This window comes from Enterobacter cloacae complex sp. SHL018 (assembly GCF_049237905.1).
GTDB lineage: Bacteria > Pseudomonadota > Gammaproteobacteria > Enterobacterales > Enterobacteriaceae > Enterobacter > Enterobacter hormaechei_C.
This window is the reverse complement of sequence record NZ_JBMKJE010000001.1, coordinates 1,314,831-1,339,193: the sequence shown is the minus strand read 5'-3', so window position 1 is coordinate 1,339,193 and position 24,363 is coordinate 1,314,831. Positions and strand designations below refer to the sequence as shown.

23 protein-coding genes are annotated in these 24,363 nt (G+C 56.8%); 7 read left to right on the top strand and 16 right to left on the bottom strand.

The window, feature by feature from the left end; all coding sequences use genetic code 11:
- Nucleotides 1-6: 6 nt before the first annotated feature.
- The 3 genes from urtA to ACOTY5_RS06485 form a co-directional block, all read right to left on the bottom strand.
- A complete protein-coding gene (gene urtA / locus ACOTY5_RS06495; protein ID WP_421631867.1) occupies nucleotides 7-1,278 on the bottom strand; it encodes an urea ABC transporter substrate-binding protein in 1,272 nt (423 codons plus the stop codon).
- A gap of 200 nt (nucleotides 1,279-1,478) precedes the next feature.
- Nucleotides 1,479-2,582 carry a cobalamin-independent methionine synthase II family protein gene (locus ACOTY5_RS06490; protein ID WP_015570545.1) on the bottom strand — a complete coding sequence of 368 codons (1,104 nt, stop codon included), beginning with the start codon at nucleotides 2,580-2,582 and terminating at the stop codon, nucleotides 1,479-1,481.
- Between the two features lie 156 nt (nucleotides 2,583-2,738).
- A complete protein-coding gene (locus tag ACOTY5_RS06485; RefSeq protein ID WP_017693440.1) occupies nucleotides 2,739-3,149 on the bottom strand; it encodes a rhodanese-like domain-containing protein in 411 nt (136 codons plus the stop codon).
- 73 nt (nucleotides 3,150-3,222) lie between these two features.
- Here ACOTY5_RS06485 and ftrA point away from each other — a divergent pair, with 73 nt between their 5' ends.
- Nucleotides 3,223-4,221: a transcriptional regulator FtrA gene (gene ftrA / locus ACOTY5_RS06480; RefSeq protein WP_017693441.1), complete on the top strand. Its 999-nt coding sequence runs from the start codon at nucleotides 3,223-3,225 to the stop codon at nucleotides 4,219-4,221.
- Nucleotides 4,222-4,369: 148 nt separating this feature from the next.
- On the opposite strand, the gene ACOTY5_RS06475 is transcribed toward ftrA, so the two are convergent.
- Nucleotides 4,370-4,732: a hypothetical protein gene (locus ACOTY5_RS06475; RefSeq protein WP_015570547.1), complete on the bottom strand. Its 363-nt coding sequence runs from the start codon at nucleotides 4,730-4,732 to the stop codon at nucleotides 4,370-4,372.
- A 243-nt stretch (nucleotides 4,733-4,975) separates the two neighbouring features.
- On the opposite strand from ACOTY5_RS06475, the gene ACOTY5_RS06470 reads away from it, so the two are divergent.
- Entirely contained in the window at nucleotides 4,976-5,209 is a 234-nt protein-coding gene (locus ACOTY5_RS06470) for a DUF2554 family protein (protein WP_015570548.1), read from the top strand.
- Here ACOTY5_RS06470 and ACOTY5_RS06465 read toward each other — a convergent pair.
- Nucleotides 5,206-7,170 carry a peptidase U32 family protein gene (locus tag ACOTY5_RS06465; protein ID WP_015570549.1) on the bottom strand — a complete coding sequence of 655 codons (1,965 nt, stop codon included), beginning with the start codon at nucleotides 7,168-7,170 and terminating at the stop codon, nucleotides 5,206-5,208. The two genes, ACOTY5_RS06470 and ACOTY5_RS06465, sit on opposite strands and share 4 nt — an antisense overlap.
- A gap of 80 nt (nucleotides 7,171-7,250) precedes the next feature.
- Nucleotides 7,251-7,778, bottom strand: coding sequence for a helix-turn-helix domain-containing protein (locus ACOTY5_RS06460; protein WP_045141516.1), 528 nt, complete (start codon nucleotides 7,776-7,778; stop codon nucleotides 7,251-7,253).
- Between the two features lie 92 nt (nucleotides 7,779-7,870).
- On the opposite strand from ACOTY5_RS06460, the gene ACOTY5_RS06455 reads away from it, so the two are divergent.
- Complete coding sequence (locus ACOTY5_RS06455) at nucleotides 7,871-9,037, top strand: benzoate/H(+) symporter BenE family transporter (RefSeq protein WP_045141517.1); 1,167 nt, start codon at nucleotides 7,871-7,873, stop codon at nucleotides 9,035-9,037.
- On the opposite strand, the gene ACOTY5_RS06450 is transcribed toward ACOTY5_RS06455, so the two are convergent.
- Entirely contained in the window at nucleotides 9,017-9,889 is an 873-nt protein-coding gene (locus tag ACOTY5_RS06450) for a helix-turn-helix domain-containing protein (protein ID WP_045141518.1), read from the bottom strand. The two genes, ACOTY5_RS06455 and ACOTY5_RS06450, sit on opposite strands and share 21 nt — an antisense overlap.
- A gap of 174 nt (nucleotides 9,890-10,063) precedes the next feature.
- On the opposite strand from ACOTY5_RS06450, the gene ACOTY5_RS06445 reads away from it, so the two are divergent.
- On the top strand, nucleotides 10,064-10,960 hold the full coding sequence (locus ACOTY5_RS06445) for a DMT family transporter (protein WP_023303719.1): 897 nt from the start codon (nucleotides 10,064-10,066) through the stop codon (nucleotides 10,958-10,960).
- Nucleotides 10,961-10,994: 34 nt separating this feature from the next.
- On the opposite strand, the gene ACOTY5_RS06440 is transcribed toward ACOTY5_RS06445, so the two are convergent.
- Complete coding sequence (locus tag ACOTY5_RS06440; RefSeq protein WP_003857221.1) at nucleotides 10,995-11,669, bottom strand: DUF3313 domain-containing protein; 675 nt, start codon at nucleotides 11,667-11,669, stop codon at nucleotides 10,995-10,997.
- Between the two features lie 134 nt (nucleotides 11,670-11,803).
- The gene (locus ACOTY5_RS06435) at nucleotides 11,804-13,399 is read right to left on the bottom strand and encodes an ABC transporter substrate-binding protein (protein ID WP_017693443.1); all 1,596 of its coding nucleotides are present in this window, start codon (nucleotides 13,397-13,399) and stop codon (nucleotides 11,804-11,806) included.
- 111 nt (nucleotides 13,400-13,510) lie between these two features.
- Between ACOTY5_RS06435 and pepT the strand changes: the two genes are divergently transcribed.
- Nucleotides 13,511-14,740: a peptidase T gene (gene pepT / locus ACOTY5_RS06430; RefSeq protein ID WP_023296597.1), complete on the top strand. Its 1,230-nt coding sequence runs from the start codon at nucleotides 13,511-13,513 to the stop codon at nucleotides 14,738-14,740.
- Here the strand turns inward: pepT and tehB are convergent.
- Both tehB and tehA read right to left on the bottom strand, forming a co-directional pair.
- A complete protein-coding gene (tehB, locus tag ACOTY5_RS06425; protein ID WP_015570555.1) occupies nucleotides 14,737-15,330 on the bottom strand; it encodes a tellurite resistance methyltransferase TehB in 594 nt (197 codons plus the stop codon). The genes pepT and tehB overlap by 4 nt on opposite strands.
- Nucleotides 15,330-16,325, bottom strand: a complete 996-nt coding sequence (tehA, locus tag ACOTY5_RS06420; RefSeq protein WP_421631865.1) for a dicarboxylate transporter/tellurite-resistance protein TehA — start codon at nucleotides 16,323-16,325, stop codon at nucleotides 15,330-15,332. Before tehA ends, tehB begins: the two co-directional genes overlap by 1 nt.
- A gap of 121 nt (nucleotides 16,326-16,446) precedes the next feature.
- Between tehA and ydcK the strand changes: the two genes are divergently transcribed.
- Entirely contained in the window at nucleotides 16,447-17,427 is a 981-nt protein-coding gene (ydcK, locus tag ACOTY5_RS06415) for a YdcK family protein (protein ID WP_032619694.1), read from the top strand.
- On the opposite strand, the gene rimL is transcribed toward ydcK, so the two are convergent.
- From rimL to ACOTY5_RS06395, 4 genes are all read right to left on the bottom strand, one after another.
- Nucleotides 17,422-17,961, bottom strand: a complete 540-nt coding sequence (gene rimL / locus ACOTY5_RS06410; RefSeq protein WP_032653529.1) for a 50S ribosomal protein L7/L12-serine acetyltransferase — start codon at nucleotides 17,959-17,961, stop codon at nucleotides 17,422-17,424. The two genes, ydcK and rimL, sit on opposite strands and share 6 nt — an antisense overlap.
- A 95-nt stretch (nucleotides 17,962-18,056) precedes the next feature.
- Nucleotides 18,057-19,712, bottom strand: coding sequence for a glucan biosynthesis protein D (locus tag ACOTY5_RS06405; RefSeq protein WP_017384001.1), 1,656 nt, complete (start codon nucleotides 19,710-19,712; stop codon nucleotides 18,057-18,059).
- Nucleotides 19,713-19,942: 230 nt separating this feature from the next.
- Nucleotides 19,943-20,716 carry an ABC transporter substrate-binding protein gene (locus ACOTY5_RS06400; RefSeq protein ID WP_003857237.1) on the bottom strand — a complete coding sequence of 258 codons (774 nt, stop codon included), beginning with the start codon at nucleotides 20,714-20,716 and terminating at the stop codon, nucleotides 19,943-19,945.
- Between the two features lie 10 nt (nucleotides 20,717-20,726).
- Nucleotides 20,727-21,896 carry a pyridoxal phosphate-dependent aminotransferase gene (locus tag ACOTY5_RS06395; RefSeq protein WP_017384002.1) on the bottom strand — a complete coding sequence of 390 codons (1,170 nt, stop codon included), beginning with the start codon at nucleotides 21,894-21,896 and terminating at the stop codon, nucleotides 20,727-20,729.
- Nucleotides 21,897-22,009: 113 nt separating this feature from the next.
- Between ACOTY5_RS06395 and ACOTY5_RS06390 the strand changes: the two genes are divergently transcribed.
- On the top strand, nucleotides 22,010-22,852 hold the full coding sequence (locus tag ACOTY5_RS06390) for a LysR family transcriptional regulator (RefSeq protein ID WP_045141519.1): 843 nt from the start codon (nucleotides 22,010-22,012) through the stop codon (nucleotides 22,850-22,852).
- On the opposite strand, the gene ACOTY5_RS06385 is transcribed toward ACOTY5_RS06390, so the two are convergent.
- Nucleotides 22,839-24,344 (bottom strand): carboxylesterase/lipase family protein, encoded by a 1,506-nt coding sequence (locus ACOTY5_RS06385; protein ID WP_045141520.1) that lies wholly within the window; start codon nucleotides 24,342-24,344, stop codon nucleotides 22,839-22,841. The two genes, ACOTY5_RS06390 and ACOTY5_RS06385, sit on opposite strands and share 14 nt — an antisense overlap.
- Nucleotides 24,345-24,363: the final 19 nt, after the last annotated feature.

Here is a 24,363-nt window from a genome sequence, read left to right as displayed (position 1 = left end):
GGTGGCTTAGTTGCTGGCGGTTTTCATCGGCTGGTCAGGTTTTTTGTCATTCCCGGCGATAAACGGGCTCCACGGCTGAGCGCGTACCGGCTGTTCGGTTTGCCAGACGACATTGAACTGGCCGTTGCCTTCGATTTCACCAATCATGACGGGCTTATGCAGGTGGTGGTTGGTGGCATCCATGGTCAGCGTAAAGCCGGACGGCGCGTTGAACGACTGGCTCGCCATTGCCGCGCGCACTTTGTCCACGTCGGTTGTCCCCGCTTTTTCAACCGCCTGCGCCCACATATGCAGGCCGACATAGGTCGCTTCCATCGGATCGTTGGTGACGACGGTATCGGCATTCGGCAGCTTATGGGCTTTCGCGTAGGCTTTGTAGGCCGCGACAAAAGTCTGGTTGGTCGGGTTATCGACGGATTCAAAGTAGTTCCACGCCGCCAGGTTACCCACCAGCGGTTTGGTATCAATGCCGCGCAGTTCTTCCTCGCCCACCGAGAACGCCACCACCGGCACGTCCGTGGCTTTCAGCCCCTGGTTCGCCAGCTCTTTATAGAAAGGCACGTTGGAATCACCGTTGATGGTTGAGACCACCGCCGTTTTACGGCCCGCGGAGAATTTCTTGATACTGGCGACAATGGTCTGGTAATCGCTATGACCAAACGGGGTGTAGACCTCTTCAATATCTTTATCTTCCACGCCTTTCGAGTGCAGGAAGGCGCGCAGGATCTTGTTCGTGGTGCGCGGGTAAACGTAGTCCGTACCCAGCAGGAAGAAGCGTTTCGCGCTGCCGCCGTCCTCGCTCATCAGGTACTCCACCGCCGGGATCGCCTGCTGGTTAGGCGCCGCGCCGGTATAGAAGACGTTAGGTGACATCTCTTCGCCTTCGTACTGCACCGGATAGAACAGCAAACCGTTCAGCTCTTCAAAAACCGGCAGAACTGATTTACGCGATACGGAGGTCCAGCAGCCAAACACCACGGCGACCTTATCCTGGCTCAGAAGCTGGCGGGCCTTTTCGGCAAACAGCGGCCAGTTGGATGCCGGGTCAACCACCACCGGCTCCAGCTTTTTCCCGAGCACGCCGCCTTTGGCGTTGATTTCGTCGATGGTCATCAGGGCGACATCTTTCAGGGGCGTTTCTGAAATGGCCATCGTGCCGGAGAGTGAGTGCATGATCCCGACTTTAATGGTCTCTGCGGCCTGGACGCCAAAACTGACCCCCATGGCGACCACGGAGGCGGACAAGGCGAACGCTTTTATAAAGGTACGACGGTGCATATTTTCACTCCTGAAAAAGAAAGCTGTGCGAAGACGTCCGTTACCGCCCGGACGCAGAAAAAGTAACGTCAGTTTCAGGAGAGCAAAAAGGGTGCCAGGTTGCAGAGGCAGGATTTAAACGGGTTCGAAGAGAGGATCTACGGGAAACGACTCAGAATGGTACAGCGCTGCACTGTAATAATGCAGCGCTGTGAACGATGTTACCAGACGTCGCTGGCGATTTGCGTCACCAGGCGAACTTTATCCCACTGCTGGGCTTCGCTCAGGCTGTTACCCTCTTCCGTGGAGGCAAATCCGCACTGTGGGCTGAGGCAAATCTGCTCTTTCGCCACGTAGCGCGCGGCCTCTTCCAGACGCGCTTTCACCCCTTCCGGGTTCTCCAGTTCACCGTGCTTGGTGGTGATTAGCCCCAGAACCACCTGCTGTTTACCCGGGCGCACAAAACGCAGTGGCGCAAAGTCGCCGCTACGGTCGTTGTCGTACTCCAGGAAGAACGCGTCGACGTTCACCGTACCGAACAGCACCTCCGCCACCGGCTCATAGCCGCCTTCGGAAATCCAGGTTGAGCGGAAGTTGCCGCGGCAAACGTGTAGCCCAATGGTCAGATCGTCCGGTTTGCCCTCCAGCGCCTTATTCAGCACCCGGGCATAGGTTCGGGCAAGTTCGTCTGCATCATCACCGCGCTCGCGGATCTGCCGGCGCTGGTCTTCTGAACAAAGGTAGGCCCAGACGGTGTCATCCAGTTGCAGATAGCGGCAGCCTGCATCGTAAAAGGCCCGAATGGCATCGCGCCAGGTGGTCGCCAGATCGTCAAAGTAATCTTTCAGATCCGGGTAGACCGTGGCATCAATATCCTTGCGGCCACCGCGGAAGTGCAGCACGCTCGGGCTCGGAATAGTCATCTTCGGCTGTGCGTTACCGCTGATGCTTTTGAGGTAGCGGAAATCTTCCAGCATAGGATGATCGCCGAAGCCCAGTTTGCCCGTTACGCGCACGCCATGGGCTTTGGTCTGCACCCCGTTGAACTGAATGCCCTGCTGCGAATCATAACGCTCTACGCCCTGTAGCCCGTCAAAGAAGTCAAAGTGCCACCAGGCGCGGCGGAATTCACCGTCCGTTACCACATGCAGACCGCAGGCGCACTGCTGCTCGACAACATGGCGAATGGCCTCGTCCTCAACCGCGCGAAGCTGACCGGCATCGATCTCACCGCTGGCAAATTGCAGACGGGCCTGTTTAACAGAATCCGGGCGTAAAAAACTGCCGACTACATCGGCGCGGTACGGGGCGTGGTGTCGCTGCATGGAAATCTCCTCTGTCTGTCGGCGTTAATTGCCCACAGTGATAATTCATCTCTTGAATCTTTAGACTTCTGGATGTCTAAACGTCCTGAAAAGATGTCATACCGGCTCGCCGCCGACAAACGAGAAAATTTCATCTGTGTTGAAATAAATTCATGTTCACAGGGCGGGTGATGAAGATCCTGCAAACGCGAACCGCTCATCTTCCCAGCCGGTGATGCCCCCGAGCATAATCTTGACCGGCAGACCCAGACGCGCCAGCTTCAGCGCCGCCCTGTCCGCCCCGTTGCAGTGCGGGCCTGCACAATAGACGACAAACAGCGTGCCCTCTGGCCACGCTTTCATCCGCTCGGCGGTGATCTGGCTCCAGGGTAAATGCAGCGCGCCGGGCAGATGCCGCCGGGCAAAATGTTCAGGTTTTCCGACAACGTGCAGCAGAACAAAGTCCTGCTCACCGCTGGATACCGCGTGATGGACATCGGCGCAGTCCGTCTCGACGCTCAGACGACGCCGAAAATGCCCCACGGCTTCCTGCGGCTCAGCAGCCGGAAATTCAGTAACATAGCTCATGAATCTTCCTCATTTGTGGTGTTTGTGTTAACACTACTCTATCCCTTAATTCAGCCCATGAATGCGTCCGCCTATGCCAGAAAACAGCAAAAAGATGACAAACTTAAGACATTCCTCGCCGCGCGCGGTCGTGCTGGCATATGACGGTTTATGTACCTTTGAGTTTGGCGTGGCGGTAGAGATCTTTGGCTTGCCGCGCCCGGAGATGGGCGAGGACTGGTATCAGTTCGCCGTGGCGAGCGTGGATGACGGCGAGCTCCGGGCAACGGGCGGGATCCGTATTCTGGCCGATGGCGATCTGCGTCTGCTGGAGACGGCGGATCTGGTTGTCGTACCCGGCTGGCGAGGGCTGGACGAACCCGTACCCGACGCGCTCTGCCAGGCGCTCCGCGCGGCGCATGCCCGCGGCTGCCAGCTACTCTCAATCTGTTCTGGCGTTTTCGTTCTGGCAGCCTCAGGCCTGCTTGACGGGCGGAAGGCAACCACCCACTGGCGCTACACGCAAGCTCTGAAAGCACGCTATCCCGCTATCACCGTGGTTGAGGATGTGCTGTACCAGGACGAAGGCGATATTCTCACTTCCGCAGGCAGCGCCGCGGGGATTGATCTGTGCCTGCACGTGGTGCGCCGGAATTACGGTATTGAAGCGGCAAACCGCGTGGCGCGTCGGCTGGTGATCCCGCCCCATCGGGACGGCTCGCAAACCCAGCAGCTTAGCCGACCGGTGGCTCAGTTGCGGGAGAGCCAGCGCCTGGGCCAGCTGTTTGATTATCTTCACCAGCATCTGGCCGTTTCCCATACCGTCGAATCGCTGGCCCTGCGGGTGGGTATGAGTCAGCGCACCTTTCTGCGCCGTTTCCAGGACGCGACCGGAACAACGCCCGCGCGCTGGTTATTAACTGCACGATTGCAGCGGGCAAAAGATTACCTCGAAAACAGTCGGCTCAGCATCGACAATATTGCGGAACAAACCGGTTTTGGACAAAGCGGCACGCTGCGCCACCATTTCCGGCAGCAATTTGCGCTTTCGCCCGCGCAATATCGCAAACAATTTTCACAGCCGGTACGATAAACGGGCAAAAAAAAACCGCCATAATCTGGCGGTAAATGCTTGCATGGATAGATTTGTATTTTGGTATCTACGCTCCGGTATTCCATACCGGGATGTGGATCATCTGCAATCTACCACTGTGAGCCTCAACGAAGCATAAACGAATCGATTAACCCGCTTTGGTATTAATTTGCAGATAACGCATCAGCCCCTGCTCTGCACTCTGGCGGGCATCATCATTAATCGCTTCGAGATAAAACGCACGAGAGACCCCATACGGCGCCTGCTCGGATGGGTAAACGGCGAACTGGAAGGTTTTGCCCCTCGCCTTATTGGTACAGCCCAGCTCCCAGCGATCTTCACTTACCTGGGTGCTATTACATTCGACACGTCCGTAATCGCTGGTTAAATACGATCCGACACGGCTTTTTGCTGACTGAATATATTCTGGTTCTTCATTTGAATAGATGCTGGCCGCAGCACCCACCGCAACCACTACGCCCAGAAGTGATAGCACGATTATTTTTTTCATTTATTCGATCCAATCCTTAGCCAGAAAAATCTTATTGTAAATGATTTCCCAATAAATCTAGCTTCTCTTTGCATACCAGAAATGGGAGTTTACAACGGCGATATTGCTTTTAAGAATAGTCTTAAGTGAGTTTTATTGCGACCACAATTTTTGACAGTCTATTTTCTCAAATTTAAACAGTCGAATAATTACTCTATGAAATTATCCCTACGATGACCGTAGCGTATTTTCAGGGGATAAAGGATGTTCAGAAAAGAATTTTCGCTACTGCTGGTGATTAGCGCCCTGTTCTCAGGGCAGATTATGGCGGAGCACAAAGGGCATGAATTTGTGTATGTGAAAAACGCCGACCATCAGCTTCGTCATGAAGCTGACAGCGACGAGTTACGCAGCGCGGCTGAGGAGTCTGCGGAGGGGTTGCGCGAGCACCATGCCTGGCAGAAATCGCGCAAACCGGATACCCACTCTGCGGGTTAGCTGCCTTTACGCTTCGGCAGGGTCTTCATCAAATCGTCAGGGCTGACGGAGGCCACAATGCTTCCCGGAGGCGGCATTTTGAAGATGTGATTCTTCATCTTGCCGATAACGTGCATTTCACACGGACGGCAGTCAAACTTCAGCGTCAGCACTTCATCGCCATTCACCAGCTGCATCGGCGTCGCTTTCCAGCTTTTAATATTGCCTTTCGCCTGTTTCGGACAAAGGTTAAAGGCAAACCGCAGGCAGTGTTTGGTGATCATCACCGGCACATCGCCCTTCTCTTCATGCGCTTCATACGCGGCGTCAATCAGCTGCACGCCGTGACGATGGTAAAACGCACGCGCTTTGTGGTTGTAAACGTTCGCGAGGAACGAGAGATGCGTGTCCGGGTAGACCGGCGCAGGCACCGTTTCGGCCTTACGGCTGCCGCGCGGATAGTTTGCCAGCCGTGCTTCATCCAGCATCTCTGCCGTTTCACGGCGGAACTGGTTCAGCAGGCTGTTCGGCACGAACAGCGCGTCCGGCAGATTCACCTCAATATTGCGCGCGTAATAAATGGTCTGCCCCAGCTTCGCCACGCCATCCTTGAGGTTGCTAAGCGCTTTCTCCGCATTGTTCGCCACCTCGAACAGGCCGTCGAGCGTATGCGTCACGCTGATACCGTCTTCGCAGGTCATGGTCAGGATCAGCTGCTCTTCCCAGCCCCCCAGCGCGATATCCACCGCAATGCGGCGCTCGCTGGAGGTCTTGAGCAAGGCCTGCTGCCAGTTGTGATCCAGGTTACGGTTAAGCGCTGCATTAGGACGGGCTTTGTAGAGATCGGCAGGCATTTCGTTCGGCCAGACGCGATAGCGATTTTCGCCGGTTTTCTCCACCGTATTGGCGCGGAAACCCACTACTTCACGTTTGATCATCACGTTGAGACCATCGCCGTTCGCCAGCGGCTCTGTAACCTGAACGTCAAGATGATCTTTCGCCACTTTCAGCACTTCACCCACCGGCAGGCCGATAAACTTCGGTGAATCGAACGCGCCAATATCCCCTTTACGGGCATTCACGAAATAGTCCGTGCTGCCGCGGTGGAAGGTCTTGTCCGTCGACGGAATAAAGAAATGCTCTGTACGACCGGCGGACGCGCGCGCCAGGTCACCGCGATCGTCGATGATGGCATCCAGCATCTGACGATAATGGGCGGTGATATTTTTCACGTAGCTCATGTCCTTGTAGCGCCCTTCAATTTTGAAGGAGCGTACACCGGCATCGATCAGCGCGCCGAGGTTGGCCGTCTGATCGTTATCTTTCATCGACAGCAGGTGTTTTTCGAATGCCACCACGCGGCCCTGATCGTCTTTCAGGGTATAAGGCAGACGGCAGGCCTGAGAGCAGTCGCCCCGGTTAGCGCTGCGCCCCGTCTGGGCGTGAGAGATATTACACTGCCCGGAATACGCCACACACAGCGCACCGTGGATAAAGAATTCAATGGTCGCGTCGGTCGCCTGGTGGATATCGCGGATCTGGTTCAGGTTCAGCTCGCGCGCCAGAACAATCTGCGTAAACCCGACGTCCGAAAGAAACTTCGCCTTCTCAACGGTGCGGATATCGCACTGGGTGCTGGCATGCAGCTCAATCGGCGGGATATCCAGTTCCAGAACGCCCATATCCTGAACGATCAGGGCGTCAACGCCGGTCTGGTAGAGATCGGTAATAAGACGCTGCGCGGGCTCCAGTTCATCATCATGAAGAATGGTGTTCAGGGTCACGAACACCTTCGCCCCGAAACGGTGGGCGAACGGGACCAGCTCGGCAATGTCGCGCAGGCTGTTGCTGGCGTTATGACGGGCACCGAAGCCAGGGCCGCCAATGTAGACGGCATCTGCTCCGTGAAGAATGGCTTCACGGGCAATGGCGGCGTCGCGGGCCGGGCTTAGCAGTTCAAGATGATGGGAGTGCAGGCGCATACTTCGTCGTTATCCGTTATGGTCAAAATGGCGGCTATTGTAGTCAGAAGTCTGTGCCAGTGAAACCGTTTTGCGACGCTTTAGCGGGGATAATGGATCAGAGAGTGAAAATGCACCGTCCGGGCGCTGCTGTTGCGGTACGCGTGCGGTTTATCGCCGGCAAAACGCACGCCGGAATCAGCGTATAGCGTGCGCCAGACACCGTCAATCTGCATGTCCAGCTCACCGCTTATCACCACCACGTGCTCGATCACCCCGGCTTCGTGCGGCGTGGACTCACTCAGCGCGCCGGGCGACAGGGTGATGGAGAAATGGTCGAACTTAAGCTGTTCATCCCAGGGGAAAAGCGGTTTCACCACCATCGCCTGCTGCTGCGGATCGAACACCGCCTGCGGTTCGCTTTCTGGAGTGATAAACGCCGAAAAAGGTACGTTCAGCCCGGTGGCGATTTTCCACAAAGTAGAGACCGTCGGGCTGGACTCATTGCGTTCGATTTGCCCAAGCATCGCTTTCGACACGCCCGTCTCTTTCGCCAGTTTCGACAGGCTCCAGCCCCGCGCCTGACGCAGCGCTTTCAGTGTGGTTGCCAGGTGTTGAGTGATATCCATAGTTCCTCCCGTTGCGGCAAAGCATACCACTTGTACGCTATAGCGCACAGTGATACCTTATCCCGGACGTTATAACGCACAACGGAGTATCCATGCGATCGACTGCCTCTCTCTTTCCTGCCGTGCTGGCCGGTTTTGTTGCCGTTCTGGTGGGCTATGCCAGCTCTGCCGCCATTATCTGGCAGGCGGCTGCTGCGGCTGGCGCCAGTACACAGCAAATTGCCGGATGGATGACCGCGCTGGGGCTCGGGATGGGGATCAGCACGCTGGCATTGTCGTGGTGGTATAAAGCCCCCGTGCTGACCGCCTGGTCGACTCCCGGCGCGGCGCTGCTCGCCACCAGCCTGCAAGGCGTGACGCTGGCGGAAACCGTCGGGGTATTTATATTCGCGAATGCGCTGATTCTGCTGTGCGGCGTCACCGGCCTGTTTGCCCGGTTGATGAAACTAATCCCGCACTCGCTTGCCGCCGCTATGCTGGCGGGCGTGCTGTTACAGTTTGGCCTGAAGGCATTCAGCAATCTTGAGGGACACATTTTTCTTTGCGGCAGTATGCTGGCCGCCTGGCTGGTGACCAAAGCCGTAGCGCCCCGGTACGCCATTGTCGCCACGCTGCTGGTGGGCGTGTTCGTGGCATGGGCCGGAGGTGACGTTGTCACGAACAGGATGACGTTATCAGTCATCATGCCGGAATTCATTGCCCCTGCGTTCACCTTCACCAGCCTGATCAGTATCGGCTTACCCTTCTTCCTGGTGACCATGGCGTCGCAGAATGCGCCCGGCTTCGCCACCATGCAGGCATCGGGCTATCCGCTGGCGGTCTCACCGCTGATCGTTGCCACCGGCGGGCTGGCACTGCTGTTGTCCCCCTTCGGCGTTTATTCTATATGCATCGCCGCCATCACTGCCGCCATCTGCCAGAGCCCGGACGCCCATCCGGATGCCAGTAAACGCTGGCTGGCCGCGGCGGCGGCAGGCGGGTTTTATCTGCTGGCGGGGGTGTTCGGCGGGTCGATTTCCGGGCTGATGGCCGCCCTGCCGCTGAGCGGCATCCAGACGCTGGCCGGGCTGGCCCTGCTCGGCACTATCAGCGGGAGTTTGTATCAGGCACTGAACCATGAAGCAGAACGCGACGCGGCGATCGTTACCTTCCTGATGACCGCCAGCGGCGTCACGCTCCTGGGAATTGGCTCCGCCTTCTGGGGGCTGGTGCTGGGAGGGATCTGTTACGCCGTCTTCTCACGCCTTCGCCGCGCGTAACTGTGACGGCGTAATGCCGGTCATGCTGCGAAAACGGTTACTGAAATGGCTGGCGGAGTTAAATCCGCAGGCCAGCGCGATGTCGGTGAGCGGCGTGGTCGTGTGCTGCACCAGCGCTTTGGCCTTCTCCATGCGGCGCTGCATAACGTACTGATGCGGCGCCAGCCCCATCGACTGGCGGAACATCCGCGCAAAGTGATACTCACTGAGTGCGGCCTGGCCCGCCAGTTCCGCCAGCGTTAAGGGTTGCGCCAGGTTTTCCTCGATAAAGGCCAGCACGTTGCGCAGTACAAACGGCGATAACCCGCCGGTCACCACCGGCAGCTTCCACTGTACGCTGGAATAGTGCTGGACCAAATGCGTCAGCAATAAGGTCGACGCGGTGCTCAGGGTGAGCTGATTGGCGTTTTGCTGCCAGTCGCAGCCGAGCAAAAAATGGCGATAAAGAGCAGTGATTTTCGGATCGCTGCCGAAGATTTTTTCCTCCAGCGTCAGCGATAGCGGTCGTTTATCCCAGATTTTCTCCCCCACATCCCGCAGGTGTTCATCGGTGCAGTAAAGGTGCACGAACGACAGGTCGTCACGAATATCCCATGTGGATTCGCTCTCTTCCGGCATCAGACAAAAACGGTCCGGCCCGCCGCCATTTTTCCAGCCACCCGGCGTTTTTTGATAGCTTTCATAGCCATCCGCCACGTACAGGCTAAGGGTGTGATGGTTGCTTTTCACCGTGATCGTGTCGTGCTTGTTGTACCACGCCGCCAGTTGAATGCCAGTATTGAGCGCGACGGTTTCCCGCAGCACTGCATTTTGTTGGCGTAACGTTTCAAAGGTGTCGTAAACGAGAGACATGGCCGTAAACAGGTGATTAATCAGACTGTCAGTCTAAGAAGTGTTGCAGCCTGTTACCAGCCATTGTGCGAGAAAAAAGCGCAAGAATTTGCAAGTCCGGCGCAAGACGATGAAAGCCGGCCCCCCCTTCTTTCGCCACACTGTTGTTTTTCGCGGTATGAGAAGAGAGACACCATGAACGCATTACTCTATGGGCTGGTCGTTGTGATCTGGGGCACGACCTGGATCGCCATTTTTTTACAACAGGGGCCGGTTGCAGCGCCGGTCTCCATTTTCTGGCGCTTCGCCGTGGCCAGCGCCACGATGATGATCGTCCTGGTCGCCCTTCGCCGTCTGCGCAGGCTGGCGCTGCGGGATCATCTCTACTGCATGCTTCAGGGCTGCTGCGTTTTCTGTTTCAACTTCTGGTGCTTTTACACCGCCGCCGCCCATATCAATACCGGCCTTGAGTCGGTGATTTTCTCGATGGCCGTGCTGTATAACGCCATCAACAGCTTTATCTTCTTCGGCCAGCGCCCACCCGCACGCTTCTGGACGGCGGCAGCGCTAGGGCTTATCGGGATCATTACCCTTTTCTGGAACGATCTGCTCGCCAGCGGCTGGAGCGCGTCGTTGCTTACGGGCATCGGGCTTTCCGCCCTCGGCACCTACGGCTTCTCGCTGGGGAATATGATCAGCATGCGTCATCAGCGAAACGGGCTGGAAACTATGACCACCAACGCCTGGGCGATGCTGTACGGCACCGTCGTGATGGGCCTTATCGCGCTCTTCAGGGGCGATAGCTTTATGCCGGAATGGACGGTGAGCTATATGGGGGCGCTGCTCTATCTTGCGCTGTTTGGCTCGGTGATTGCCTTCGGCGCCTACTTTACGCTGGTAGGCCGCATTGGTCCCGGTAAAGCCGCGTACAGCACCCTGCTGTTCCCGCTGGTGGCGCTGTCGATTTCAACGGTGTACGAGGGTTACGTGTGGCATCTCAACGGGATCGTCGGCCTGCTGTTGATACTGGGGGGGAATATGGTGATGTTTACGAAGCCGGAAACCTGGTTCCGCCGCCTGCGGACGGCATAAAAAAACGGCCTGCGAAAATGCAGGCCATTTTTTATTAATTTGCTGTCTGATGAACATCAAACATGGTGGCATCTGTCGCCATGTCATCCACAACCTGCTTCAGGGTGCCGAAGCCCATTGGCGTATTCTCGTTCGCCAGCTCTTTCCCTTCACCCTTACGAACAACCTTAATCACTGGTTTGTTCGTGGCCGCATCGATTAACTCACCTTCGAAGAACAGATGCGTATCCATGGTACGATGGCCCGTTGCCATCTGCGTACCCGCAACCAGCAGCGCCACAGGCACCACTTCATAGAACTGCAAACCTTCTTTGTCTGAGCTCACACCCGTGATGGCGCCGCGGAAGATCAGGCTATGTTTGCCCGGCGTCGTCACAATCGGCTTACGCTGGCCAATCGCGGTTTTCAGTTTGGTATTGGTATAATTCAACAACTCATCAAGCGTTTTTTGCCCAAGCTGAGTGGTCGGTTTTGGCGTCGGATAATAGGTTATCGGCGTCCAGATAATGCTGTCGTAATTCGCCTCATTATAGGACGGGTCAACCCAACGCAGGGTTGGCTTCCCGGTTGCAGATTTCATCTCCTGCAAGCCGGAGTAATCTTTTAAAAAGCCTGAATATTGATCGGGGGCTGCGACTTTTGACGCACAGCCGGAAAGGGCCAACAGACCAGAAAGCACTGCAACTTTAAAAAAAGTGTGAGTACGCATGATGGTATTCCATGTTATCTGCAAGTATGCACTTGAAGTTATAACAAAAAACCGGGCGATGTGTTGTGGCAAAAAATGACGAAGACAGCACAAATAGCGAAAAAACTGCCCGAACGAAACCGGGCAGTGAAAAATTACTCCTTAAGGTCCACTTGCCAGAACAGGTGCTTGCCGAAGGGATCGATTTCATAGCCCGTGACCTCTTTACGGACTGGCTCAAAAATCGTCGAGTGGGCAATCATTACCGCCGGCATTTGATCGTGCATCATCTGCTGCGCCTGCTTGTACAGCGCCACGCGTTTTTCGCGATCGGTTATCGATTTAGCTTCGGCAATCAGGTTATCAAACGGCTTATAGCACCATTTGGCCGAGTTCGACCCGCCGTTGGCGGACGTACAGGTAAACAGCGGGCCGAAGAAGTTATCCGGATCGCCCGTCGCCGTTGTCCAGCCCATCAGTGCGGCCTGATGCTCCCCGCCCTTCACGCGCTTCAGGTATTCGCCCCATTCGTAGGTCACGATTTTGGTCTGCACGCCCACTTTCGCCCAGTCCGCCTGGATCATCTCCGCCATACGCTTCGCGTTCGGGTTATACGGCCGCTGCACGGGCATAGCCCACAGATCGATGCTTACGCCGTTGGCAAATCCCGCCTCCTTTAACAGCGCTTTCGCTTTTTCTGGATCGTAATCATAGTCTTTCAGCTCGCTGTCGGCACTCCAGACGCCAGGCGGCAGCAGGTTTTTCGCCGCCGTGCCGGTGCCGTGGAACACCGCCTCAATGATGGCGGGTTTGTTAATCGCCATCGCCAGCGCCTGACGCACTTTTACGTTATCCAGCGGTGGCTTTTGCGTGTTAAACGCCAGGAAACCGGTATTCAGACCGGCCTTGCTCATCAGGTTGATGTCTTTGTTAGCCTTCATACGCGGCAGGTCCGCCGGGTTCGGGAACGGCATCACCTGGCACTCATTCTTCTCGACTTTGGCAAAACGCACCGAGGCGTCCGGCGTGATGGTGAACACCAGACGATCCAGCTTCGATTTTCCCTGCCAGTAGTCAGGGAAAGCGGTGAAGAGAATGCGGGAATCCTTCTGATATTGCGCCAGCTTAAACGGCCCGGTGCCAATCGGCTGCATATCGACCTTTTCTGGCGTGCCCGCTTTCAGCATGGCATCGGCATACTCCGCCGACAGAATGGAGGCAAAGTACCACGCCAGGTCAGCGACAAACGGCGCTTCCGGATGCGCCAGGGTGAAGCGCACGGTGCGATCGTCAACTTTATCAATGGCGGTAATCAGACTGCCGAACTCCAGACTTTCAAAGTTGGAATAACTGCCGTTGGAGACGTTATGGTAGGGATGATTCACATCCTTCTGGCGCATAAACGAAAAAATCACGTCGTCCGCGTTGAAGTCGCGCGTCGGCGTGAACAGCTTATTACTGTGGAATTTCACCCCTTTGCGCAGGTGGAAGGTGTAGATCTTGCCATCCTCGCTTACCTCCCAGCTTTCCGCCAGGCTCGGCACCAGTTCGGTAGTGCCCGGTTTGAAATCGACCAGACGGTTATAAACCGGTACGGCGCTGGCGTCCACGCTGGTCCCCGACGTATAGAGCTGAGGATTGAAATTTTCCGGCGATCCTTCGGAGCAATACACCAGCGTTTTTGCCGCGACGGTGGAACTGACCGTCAGCGCAGCAAGCGCCAGCGTTATCATTGTGAATGTGCTTTTCATCATTTATTCCTGTCTTTTTAATTCGACGGCTAATTACTTCTTTTGCCATTTCATAAATAACATTAAAGTGATGGCGCAAACACATGAAAAATAAATACAGAAGGAAACACTATGGGCTCAGAACTCTCCAGACAATTAACCCAACGCTTTTTCCGCTATCTCGCCATCACCAGCCAGAGCGACCCGAAAGTCAAAACCCTGCCCTCCACCCCGGGTCAGCACGACATGGCGCGGGAGCTGGCGAAGGAGCTGGAAATGCTGGGGTTAGACGATATTGTGATTGATGAGTTCGCCACCGTTACCGCCGTGAAAAAAGGCAATGTTCCCGGCGCGCCGCGGATTGGTTTTATTACCCATATCGACACCGTCGACGTCGGTTTATCCCCGGATATTCATCCACAAATATTAACGTTTACGGGGGATGATCTCTGCCTGAATAAAGAGAAAGATATTTGGCTGCGCGTAAATGAGCACCCGGAAATTCTGGCTTATCCTGATGAGGAGATTATTTTCAGCGACGGAACCAGCGTATTAGGCGCAGATAATAAAGCGGCCGTCACCGTGGTCATGACGGTGCTGGAAAACCTCACCGCTGAACATAAGCATGGCGATATTGTGGTGGCGTTTGTGCCCGATGAAGAGATTGGCCTGTGTGGCGCGAAAGCGCTGGATTTGAAGCGCTTCGACGTCGATTTTGCCTGGACCATCGACTGCTGCGAGCTGGGGGAGATTGTTTACGAGAACTTTAACGCGGCGGCGGCTGAAATTCGCTTTACCGGCGTCACGGCTCACCCGATGTCCGCCAAAGGGGTGCTGGTCAATCCGCTGCTGATGGCAACGGATTTCATCAGCCATTTCGATCGCCGGCAAACCCCGGAATGCACCGAGGGGCGCGAAGGTTATATCTGGTTTAACGGCATCCAGGCCGGGCAGAACGAAGCGATACTGAAAGCCAATATTCGTGATTTTGACAAAGATGGTTTCGCCGCCCGCAAGCAGCACATTGCCGATGTGGCGGCGCAAATAGCCGCGCAGCATCCCACGGCAAACGTGGAATACCGCATTGAGGATACCTACAGCAATATCAGCAATGCGATTGGCGAAGACCGCCGCGCGATCGACCTGATGTTCGAGGCGATGGAGTCGCTCGGCATCACCCCAAAACCGATCCCCATGCGCGGTGGCACGGATGGAGCGGCCCTGTCAGCCAAAGGCCTGCTCACCCCGAACTTCTTCACCGGCGCCCATAACTTCCACTCGAAGTTTGAGTTTTTACCGCTGTCGTCGTTCGAGGCCTCCTGTCGCACGGCCCTGCAACTCTGTCTGCTGGCCGCGCGTTAAGCGGGCTTGCGTGCGAGCATGGTAGCGAAGCGCAGCTTGATACGGTTCCCGTTGGCATCGGTACGGTGGAGTTCCCCTACCTCTTCGTTGTACTTGATCAGCTCCCAGCCTTCGTAGTAGTTGCTCAGTTCACCGGTTTTGAAGGCAAACGGGAAGCCGACTGTGCACGGATAATCCTCCGTATCCATGGCAGCAACGATCAGGTTATAGCCGCCTGGTCTGGTGCAACGCTGCATATTGGCGATAAGACCAGGGATGGTATTCGCTTCGAGGAACATCAACACGACGGTGGAAAGAATAAAGTCGTATTCGCCGTCAAAGGTCAGGTTGTTCAGATCCTTAATCGCCGTTTCCAGATTCGCGATCCCTTCCGCCGCCTTAATGCGCTCGATGTTATCGATGCTCATCGGGTTTTTATCCCACGCCGTCACGTCATAGCCGTTGGCCGCGAGGTAGAGGCTGTTGCGGCCATTTCCGCAACCCAGATCGAGCGTTTTACCCGGCTTAACAATGTCCGCGCTGAGCAGCACCTCTGAGTGCGTGCGGGTCAGCCCATATTTCTCAGTAAAGTAGTTTTCATCGACAGTCATTATTTTTCCTCAGATTGCATAAGCAGTGCCTTATCAGCGCGCACCAGAAGTTTGCCCTGCATCAGCAAGATAAAAGTACGGACCAGCAGCATCGCGATGATGACGTTGGTGAAAATAAACAGGGGAACCGCGAGGGCATGAAAGAACCCTGACGGACTGCTCTGCCCCAGATGTAAACCGGTGGTCGCCAGCGCCGACACCCCGAACGAGAAGCTCCAGAACGACGCGTTGAACGGCTGCGACAGATACCACGGTATCAGACGCAGCATAAACAGGAGTTGCAACAGGCCATAGCCGAAAAGCATTTTGGCGAAGGTGTCCGCTTCGCCGCCGTTGACGCTAAACCAGGCGCTACAGGCCACCAGGGCAGGCGCAAGCTGGATCCCGAGCGAGGTACGAAGGGCAGCGGGCAGTTCGCCCGCGCTGCGCAGGCGTTGCAAAATGACCGGCTCCAGGCTCAGCCAGGAAAAGACCCCGGCACCAAGGAACACCAGCCCCGCGTCGTGGAAGCCTAGCGCACCGCAGGCCATCGCGCTGATAAAATTGTTCGCTACCGTCGGCAGATACAGTCCCGGCGTCGTGGCTTCTTCCGGATGCTTGCCGCGCCACAGCCCGGCGCTTTGCCAGGCGGCATACGCAAGCTGGATCACCACGCCCACGCTAAACAACCCCAGCGCCAGCGGGCGATACCACGGCACAAAGCCGATGGCCACCAGCAGCGTTGTGGCAGGAAACAGGCTGACAAAACTGCTCATTACCGGATGCCGCATCTCGGCCAGCACGCTATGTGGAAACCGTACCGCACGGGTAAGAAACGCCACGCTCAGAAGGAACCAGATCGCCACCGCCAGCGCCACCAGGATCTCGCCCGGCCAGCGCGTCACCGGCCAGATGGTGCCGGCGTAACGCCAGGCGAACCCCATGCCTATGGTCCCGAGGACCATACCGAAATACCCGGCGGGCAAGTTAAGAACACGTTGGTTTTGGTTATGCATTTTTTTTAAAGTTTAAAATGTATTTTAAATGCCATTTTAAGGGGTTTCCTGAGCGGACGCCAGCACTTCGAAAAACCTAAACTTTGCTACGTTTATTGAAAGGCTTTTCAGGGATAACACGATGACAAAATATCGGCTTAGCAATGAAACGCGTCTCTGGCGCTGGCAGGACGGATCAACGCCGTGCACAACGCCTCTCAGACAAATTATTGCCGTGAAGGATTTTAACGATGTGACCAGCGGGACTAAAGGCGGTTGGGTTGAGGATGAACACGCGCTCGCCCAGGACGGGGATTGCTGGGTTTACGATGAAAACAGCGTGGTGTTTGCCGGGGCCAGGATATCCGGTAACGCCCGCCTCACCCAACCCTGCATCGTAAGCCACCGCGCACACGTTGGCGGCAACGGCTGGCTTGACGCGGCAGAGGTGAGTCACGGGGCGGTAATAAGTGACAACGTCACCATTCAGCACTCCACCGTACGCGGGGAATGCCGTATCGCGGGTGACGCGCGGGTGCTGCATAACAGCCTGGTGATTGCAGCCAAAGGGCTGACACCCGACCGTGAGCAGATCCTGCAAATCTATGACAGAGCCACGGTCAGCCAGTCGCGTATTGTGCATCAGGCGCAAATCTACGGCGATGCCATGGTGACCTGGGCCTTTGTTGAGCACCGCGCCGAGGTGTTCGATCGCGCCATTATTGAGGGCAACGCGCTGAATAACGTCTGGGTGTGCGACTGCGCCAAAGTGTACGGCAACGCCCGTCTGCTGGCCGGTCTGGAGGATGATGCCATCCCGACCGTGCGGTACAGTTCACAGGTCGCGGAAAACGCCCTCGTCGAAGGCAACTGCGTCATTAAACACCACGTATTAATAGGCGGCGAGGCGTGGTTACGCGGCGGGCCGATCCTGATTGATGACAAAGTGGTCATTCAGGGGCGGGCGCGTATCAGCGGCGATGTCCTGATTGAGCATCAGGTGGAAATAACGGACGATGCGGTTATCGAGGCGCTGGAGGGTGAAAGCATTCACGTCCGGGGAGCCAAAGTGATCAACGGCGACACGCGGATCACCCGGACGCCGCTGCTGGGGGCGCTATAGCGGGAAGATTCTGGCGTACAGGTTCACGTCATCGTAACGACCGTTGAGCATTTCCGCTTCCCGCAAACAACCTTCCAGCGTGAAACCGTTGCGCTGCGCCACCCGGTTACTGCTCTGGTTATCCACGCGACACTTGATCACAAAACGGCGGATCTCGCCGCGCTCAACGTAATAGCGCATAAACGCCTGGAGCGCCTGAGAAAGAATACCCTGCCCCTGATGCGCCTCGTCAAGCCAGTAGCCGATATACCCGGCCTTATTCGCAGGCTCGATCGCGTTGAAGGAGAGCACGCCCACCAATTCGTCATTCATAAAAATCAGGAACATTTTGGCGTAACCGCGCTGGTGCAACATCTGGTTGCTCTGCACGTTGCGGCGCGTGTCCTCTTCGCTGCCGACATGCTGCGCCCAGTCAAAGGCGGTTTGCAGCCAGGTTTTGTTTTTGATTACGAGGTTATGCAGATCGGTGGTATAGCGCTCTTCGACGGCGCGAAGCTCGATTTCCTGGTTAACGGGGATGATTTCTGAAGACATGGTGCCTCTTAATTGCCGGGTGGCGCTAACGCTTACCCGGCCTACAAATGCGTCCAGAGCAGGCCGGGTCGCCACCCGGCACAAACCCATTAGGACTAGCGCATGATCCGGTCGTCAACGTAGTTACGTTTGTCCGGCGCGGGCGGGAAGTACTGGTACAGCCAGGTCTCGCTGATGGCATCGCCCTGACAGCGCAGGAACAGGCGCATATCCACCGGCTCGGTGGAGTCAGAGGTTGGATACCAGTCAAACAGAATGCGATATCCGTCGAACGGCTCGACGTAGAGGATCTCCACCTGCTTCGCTTCACCGCTGGACAGGGTGATCACCGGCTCAATGCCCTTCGGTGCGGCGGCCTTCAGATCGCCCCCGACGAAATCAATGGCAAAGCGACGGGCCCACACTTTCGGGTAATTTTCACCCGGCGCCCAGCCCTCCGGGAAGCCTCCCATACCGGTACGGGTGGCGTAGACGTTTGCCAGCGGGGAACGCACCGGCGGCTGCGCGCTCCAGTAGAGACGGTATTTGAAGTCCAGCTCATCACCCGCCTGCACCGGTTTCTCTGGCTGCCAGAAGCAGACCACGTTATCGAGCGTCTCGCCGGTTGTCGGGATCTCCATCAGGGCAATGGAACCTTTCCCCCAGTTGTTGCGCGGCTCGACCCACAGGCTTGGTCGCTTGTTATACCAGCCCATGACGTCCTGGTAATGAGAGAAGTCACGGTCAAGCTGCAACAAACCAAAGCCCTTCGGGTTTTTATCCAGGTAGGCGTTAAATTGCAGCTTTTGCGGGTTGTTCAGCGGCCGGCAGATCCACTCCCCGTTACCGCGCCACATCGCCAGGCGGTCTGAATCGTGGATCTGCGGATGAATGGTGTCGCACATGCGGCGTTCGTTGTTGCCGCAGCTAAACATGCTGGTCATTGGCGAGATGCCGAGCTGCTTGATGTCTTTGCGCGCATAGAGATGGTTTTCGACGTCCATGATCACCTGGCTCTTCTCACAGTGGATCACAAACTTATAGGCACCGGTAATGCTCGGGCTGTCCAGCAGCGCATAGACGGTAAAGGTGGTATCACCCGGCTTCACGGTTTCAAACCAGAAGGAGGTGAAATCCGGGAACTCTTCCGGGGTGTCGGTAAAGGTATCCACCGCCAGACCACGCGCAGAGAGGCCGTACTGGTAGGTATCATCCACCGCGCGGAAGTAGCTCGCGCCCAGGAACGAAACGATATCGCGTCGCGCCAGCTCCGGCGCTTTAAAGACGCGGAATCCGGCGAAGCCGAGGTCGCTCTGCCCTTCAAGCTGGCGGGTATCCACGCCCGTATCGCCGTAGCTGAACAGCTCAGGCCGGAAGTGGATCTCACGCGCCTGAGAGGTGGTTTGATCCAGCGAGAACATGCGCACGCGGCGGCGGAACCCCATCCCCATATGGAAGAACTGGGCGTCCAGCTGACGGCCTTCAATGTTGTTCCACAACGACTGTTTCTCATCGTAACGGATGGCGTTGTACGCCTGCGGCGTCATGGTGGCCAGCGTTTCCGGCAGCGGACGCGGCGCACCGCCCCACGCGGTTTTCGCCAGATCGTGCGCCATGGATTGCAGAACAGAGAAGTCAAAGCGACGGCTCTGACCGTCGGCAATGTCGGAGTCAGCAGCATACGCCGCCTGGGAAAACAGAGAAGCAAGGCCAGAAGTGCCGCTCAGGGCAGCCATTGCCAGGGAACCTTTGAGAAAACGTCTGCGATTCATGCCTGAGAAAACGTCCTTATGGTCGTGTGAATGAGTTTCGCGCGCAGCGAAATGACGGCAAGAAAGAACGCACAGCCTAAACAAAAACGGTTAAGAATCCAATTGTTGGCGGGTGATTATCTGAACAAACCGAGAAATATTTTCTGTCGACCAGAACGGCCTGAAAAAGGGGTAAAGTTATGTATAAAAGTGTCCCGGCTGGACATCGACAGCCGGGACCAACGAGGCGGTTATTTTACGCTGACATCGATACCCGGGAAGTACTTATCAGCCAGTTTAGCGATCGTGCCGTCGGCACGTACTTTATCAATTGCGGCATCAAGCTGCTTTTTGGTGGCCTCATCCCCCTTACGCAGCCCAAAGCCGATCCCACTGCCGAGGATGGTGTCGTCCGACACCGGTTTGCCGATAAAGCCAAACCCTTTACCCTGCGGCTTACTGAGGAAACCTGCCTGCCCGGCCGCTGACATGACCAGCGAGGCATCGATGCGGCCATTCAGCAGATCTCCCCAGGCCATATTCTGATCTTTATAAGACACCACGGTGACACCGTGCTTTTCCCAGTGCTCTTTGGCGTAAGTTTCCTGAATTGAACCCTGAAGAACGCCGATGGTTTTGCCCTTCAGCCCTTCGGGGGTAGCCTCTACCGCAGAACCGGCTTTGCCCACCAGCTGGGAGGGAATGCGATAGATGGGCTGGGTGAAATCAATGCTTTTGCGACGCTGTTCGGTGATGTTCATCGCCGAGTTTATGGCGTCGAACTTTTTCGCCACCAGACCGGGGATCAACGCATCAAACGAGGTTTCAACCCAGCTGCACTTCAGCGCGGCGGCTTTACAGATGGCATTTCCCAGCTCTACGTCAAACCCTTCCAGCTCCCCTGACGCATTGCGGCTTTCAAACGGCGGATATTCCGCCTCCAGCCCGTATCGCAACTCGGTAGCGGCAAACGACGAGAATGAACACAACAGTCCCATGCCGACAACTAACGCGCGTAATTTCATCTCAAATTCCTTAACGTGGTGTAACCCGACAAAGGGCCTGGGCACCTGCCCGTAACGTCGCCTCATCTTTCGCAAAAGAGAGACGGATTAACTTATTGTCCGTACCATCGGCATAAAACGCCGACAGCGGAATGGTGGCAACCCCGTACTCGACAATCAGCCTTTTCACCATCTCGCTGTCGCGCTCGTCGCTAAAGCCGCTGTAATCCGCCAGCAGGAAGAACGAACCGGCACTTGGTAGCAGCCTGAACGGTGAGTCGGCGAGCAAACTTTGCAGCAGATCGCGCTTGCGCTGATAAAACGCCGCAAGCGACAGCCAGGTTTGCGGATCGGTCATGTGTTCGGCAAACGCGTACTGCATCGGCGTATCGGCCGAGAACATTAAAAATTGATGGACTTTACATATCTCATCCATCAGCTCCGCGGGTGCCACACAATAACCCACGCGCCAGCCGGTGACGTGATAGGTTTTTCCGAAAGAAGAAATAATCACGCTGCGCTCCGCCAGCTGCGGGTGCGTCGCCATTCCGTGGTGCGGTTCGCCATCAAAAACGACGTGCTCGTACACTTCGTCAGACAAAATGATGATGTCGGTGTGGCGCGTCAGCGCTGCCAGCTGGTGCAGATCGGCGGCTGAAAACACCTGTCCGCTCGGGTTGTGCGGCGTATTGACGATGATCATCCGCGTGCGCGGGGTAATAGCCGCCCGTACTTCATCCCAGTTCACGGCAAAATCCGGTACCGTCAGCTTAATGGCAATCGGCGTCGCCCCTTGCAGACGCACAATCGGCGCATAGCTGTCAAAGGAGGGCTCGAAATAGATCACCTCATCCCCAGGATGAACCAGCCCGCTGATGGCTGAGTAAAGCCCTTCGCTGGCGCTGGCGGTCACCAGCACCTCACTCGCCGGGTCATAGCGTGTGCCATAGAGCGTGGCAATTTTGTCCGCAATGCGCTCCCTGAGCGGTTGCAGCCCGGTCATGGAGGCGTACTGGTTATGCCCTGCCTCCATGGCGCGGGTCACGCCGGTGATAAGTTTTGGGTCGCAGGAAAAATTCGGCGCACCCTGAGAAAGGTTGATGGCGTTATGCCGGGCTGAAAGCTGGCCGATAACGGTAAAAATGGTGGTTCCCACATCGGGCAATTTGGATCGTGTCTGCACCGGCGTTTTCAAAGTCATCCTCTGTCCCTTCTCGTGGTGAATGCATAACTATTCAAACAACAACTTCATTGCCGGGACAATCGAATTGTTGTCATAATAGCCATGACAAAAACGCATAGCTAAGGTGAGATATGTCGCGTCGATCATTTCCGCTCAATGCCGTAGAGACATTTATCGTGACCGCGCGTCACCTGAATCTAACCCATGCCGCGAAGGAGCTTTGTCTGACGCAGGGGGCGGTAAGCCGCAAAATCGCTTCGCTGGAAAGCTGGTTCGGCTTCCCGCTGTTCGAGCGCCATGCGCGCGGCCTGCGTCTCTCATCTCAGGGAAGCGCCCTGCTGCCGGAGCTGCAATCTGCGTTTGAGCACCTGCTGAACGTTGCTGAACAGGCACGAACGCACCAGACCGTTATTCGTCTGAAAGCGCCTACCTGCGCGATGCGCTGGCTGGTGCCGCGGCTGCTACAGGTGGAGCGCGAACAGCCGGAACTCCAGATTGCGCTGACCACCACCACCGATCATAACGTCAATTTCAAAACCGAATCCTGTGACGCGGCGATTGTGTTTGGGACACACATGAGCGCCGGCGATCTGCTGTTCGAAGAGGCCTTAACCCCGGTGATGAGCCCGGTACGGGCCGGTTCTGCGCTGGAAACTCTCACCTTCCTTCACCCCACGCGGGACAAAACGGACTGGACGCTGTGGCTGGCGAAACAGCCGGGTCCGCCGCCAGCTATGCTCAAAAATCAACACTTCGAAACCATGGATCTGGCCATTACCGCCGCCATTCAGGGGCTGGGCATCGCCATCGCGGATGAAACGCTGGTGGAGGAGGACGTGCGCGCCGGACGGCTGATGCGGCCTTTTGACACAAGCATAAAGACGGGGGCGAGCTACCGGCTGGTATTACGCGACGCACCCGGCCCGGAAAACGGACTGGATGCGTTTCGCGCCTGTCTGCTCAGTCGAGGCTGACGTGGTGTTTCATCACCCGTTTGAAGAGGCTCATACGGGCACGCATGAAGCGGTTTTCAAGCCGAAAACCTGCATGTTTATTCACACCGATACGTAACAGCACGTCCCGCCCTTTCCGGCAGGCGGGCCAGCGCGTGGGCCCTGTCAGGCTATCGCGTGCCCCCGCATCCCGGGCGAAGCTCACCCAGTAGTCCGCCACCTGAGCGGCGAAGGCCAGATCGCGTTCATTTACATACTGCCGCGAGGGTTCCACCTGTCCAAGGGTATCGAACACGTAGGGCACTTCGTTGCCGTGCCAGGCACCGTTGATGTACGTCGCGTGCTCCGCTTCGGCCACATAATCAAACCAGTATCGCCAGCACAGGCCGCCCGCCCGCTGCTGCGCCTGCATCACCACGTATCCCATAGTGGTGAAGGCCATGTCGCGGCATACCTGCCTGCCAAGTTCCTCATCGCCCTTCACGCCAGGATAAAGCAGCTTAATCAGCCCCAGGCCAAAGCGCCGCTCGCGGCGAAGCTTCTGGATCTGCCCGGCCAGATCGACCCCGAATACCGACATCACGCTGGCTTCGTCGCTGTTCGACCCAATCATCACCGGTACAGGATGCTGGCGGGCCGAGAAGAAAATGTCGAGCATGGCCTCAGGCAAAACGCAATCCCCCACGATGGGCGCAGGGGCGATATTCAGCGGCGAGGTCAGCGGCCAGAACGCCTCAGGCGGGATCGCGCGAAGCTGTTCCGCGGTGGCATTGTGCAGGCCGAAATGGGCGGCAATCGCTTCGCCTTTATGCATGGCCTGCCCGCGTGGGGTGTCGGGCAGCGTGTACCCGCTTTGCACAATGGCTTTATGGAACAGTCCTCGCGCTAGCGGAGAGGCCATCAGCGACAGCACGCTGCGCGCGCCGGCCGACTCGCCAAATACGGTGATGTTCTCAGGATCGCCGCCGAACGCGGCGATGTTATCGCGCACCCATTCCAGGGCCTGGATCTGATCGAGCAGCGCAAAGTTATGCACCACGCGCTCTTCTTCCCCCTCCAGCGCCGGATGGGCAAAAAAGCCGAGGTGTCCGAGACGGTAATTGATCGTCACCACCACCGTGCCGCGCTTCGCCAGCGCCCTGCCGTTATACGGAGGCAGCCCGCCAGCGCCGAGGGTAAATCCTCCGCCGTGCAGCCAGACCATCACCGGAAGCGGATCGGCGCGTGCGACTGGCGACCAGACGTTAAGGTACAGGCAGTCTTCAGAGAACTGGCCGGGATCGCCGCCACCCAGCTCCTGACAGCTTTCGCTGCTCTGCCAGCTGGAGGCGGAGAACGCCGTCGCCGGACGTACGCCATCCCAGCGCGCGGGAGGACGCGGGGAGCGCCACCGCCACTGGCCTACGGGCGGTGCCGCATAGGGAATGCCGCACCACACATGAGTATCGCCTTCAGTAAAACCAATCAATGCGCCCTGGCGCGTTTCAACCACAGGGGCGGAGGGATTTTCCATACCAACCTTCTTTTTCCAT

Bases quoted from the DNA above. Each gene is read 5' to 3' on its own strand.
- urtA (WP_421631867.1), bottom strand. From the start codon at position 1,278: ATGCACCGTCGTACCTTTATAAAAGCGTTCGCCTTGTCCGCCTCCGTG.
- ACOTY5_RS06490 (WP_015570545.1), bottom strand. From the start codon at position 2,582: ATGCAGCGACACCACGCCCCGTACCGCGCCGATGTAGTCGGCAGTTTT.
- ACOTY5_RS06485 (WP_017693440.1), bottom strand. From the start codon at position 3,149: ATGAGCTATGTTACTGAATTTCCGGCTGCTGAGCCGCAGGAAGCCGTG.
- ftrA (WP_017693441.1), top strand. From the start codon at position 3,223: ATGCCAGAAAACAGCAAAAAGATGACAAACTTAAGACATTCCTCGCCG.
- ACOTY5_RS06475 (WP_015570547.1), bottom strand. From the start codon at position 4,732: ATGAAAAAAATAATCGTGCTATCACTTCTGGGCGTAGTGGTTGCGGTG.
- ACOTY5_RS06470 (WP_015570548.1), top strand. From the start codon at position 4,976: ATGTTCAGAAAAGAATTTTCGCTACTGCTGGTGATTAGCGCCCTGTTC.
- ACOTY5_RS06465 (WP_015570549.1), bottom strand. From the start codon at position 7,170: ATGCGCCTGCACTCCCATCATCTTGAACTGCTAAGCCCGGCCCGCGAC.
- ACOTY5_RS06460 (WP_045141516.1), bottom strand. From the start codon at position 7,778: ATGGATATCACTCAACACCTGGCAACCACACTGAAAGCGCTGCGTCAG.
- ACOTY5_RS06455 (WP_045141517.1), top strand. From the start codon at position 7,871: ATGCGATCGACTGCCTCTCTCTTTCCTGCCGTGCTGGCCGGTTTTGTT.
- ACOTY5_RS06450 (WP_045141518.1), bottom strand. From the start codon at position 9,889: ATGTCTCTCGTTTACGACACCTTTGAAACGTTACGCCAACAAAATGCA.
- ACOTY5_RS06445 (WP_023303719.1), top strand. From the start codon at position 10,064: ATGAACGCATTACTCTATGGGCTGGTCGTTGTGATCTGGGGCACGACC.
- ACOTY5_RS06440 (WP_003857221.1), bottom strand. From the start codon at position 11,669: ATGCGTACTCACACTTTTTTTAAAGTTGCAGTGCTTTCTGGTCTGTTG.
- ACOTY5_RS06435 (WP_017693443.1), bottom strand. From the start codon at position 13,399: ATGAAAAGCACATTCACAATGATAACGCTGGCGCTTGCTGCGCTGACG.
- pepT (WP_023296597.1), top strand. From the start codon at position 13,511: ATGGGCTCAGAACTCTCCAGACAATTAACCCAACGCTTTTTCCGCTAT.
- tehB (WP_015570555.1), bottom strand. From the start codon at position 15,330: ATGACTGTCGATGAAAACTACTTTACTGAGAAATATGGGCTGACCCGC.
- tehA (WP_421631865.1), bottom strand. From the start codon at position 16,325: ATGCATAACCAAAACCAACGTGTTCTTAACTTGCCCGCCGGGTATTTC.
- ydcK (WP_032619694.1), top strand. From the start codon at position 16,447: ATGACAAAATATCGGCTTAGCAATGAAACGCGTCTCTGGCGCTGGCAG.
- rimL (WP_032653529.1), bottom strand. From the start codon at position 17,961: ATGTCTTCAGAAATCATCCCCGTTAACCAGGAAATCGAGCTTCGCGCC.
- ACOTY5_RS06405 (WP_017384001.1), bottom strand. From the start codon at position 19,712: ATGAATCGCAGACGTTTTCTCAAAGGTTCCCTGGCAATGGCTGCCCTG.
- ACOTY5_RS06400 (WP_003857237.1), bottom strand. From the start codon at position 20,716: ATGAAATTACGCGCGTTAGTTGTCGGCATGGGACTGTTGTGTTCATTC.
- ACOTY5_RS06395 (WP_017384002.1), bottom strand. From the start codon at position 21,896: ATGACTTTGAAAACGCCGGTGCAGACACGATCCAAATTGCCCGATGTG.
- ACOTY5_RS06390 (WP_045141519.1), top strand. From the start codon at position 22,010: ATGTCGCGTCGATCATTTCCGCTCAATGCCGTAGAGACATTTATCGTG.
- ACOTY5_RS06385 (WP_045141520.1), bottom strand. From the start codon at position 24,344: ATGGAAAATCCCTCCGCCCCTGTGGTTGAAACGCGCCAGGGCGCATTG.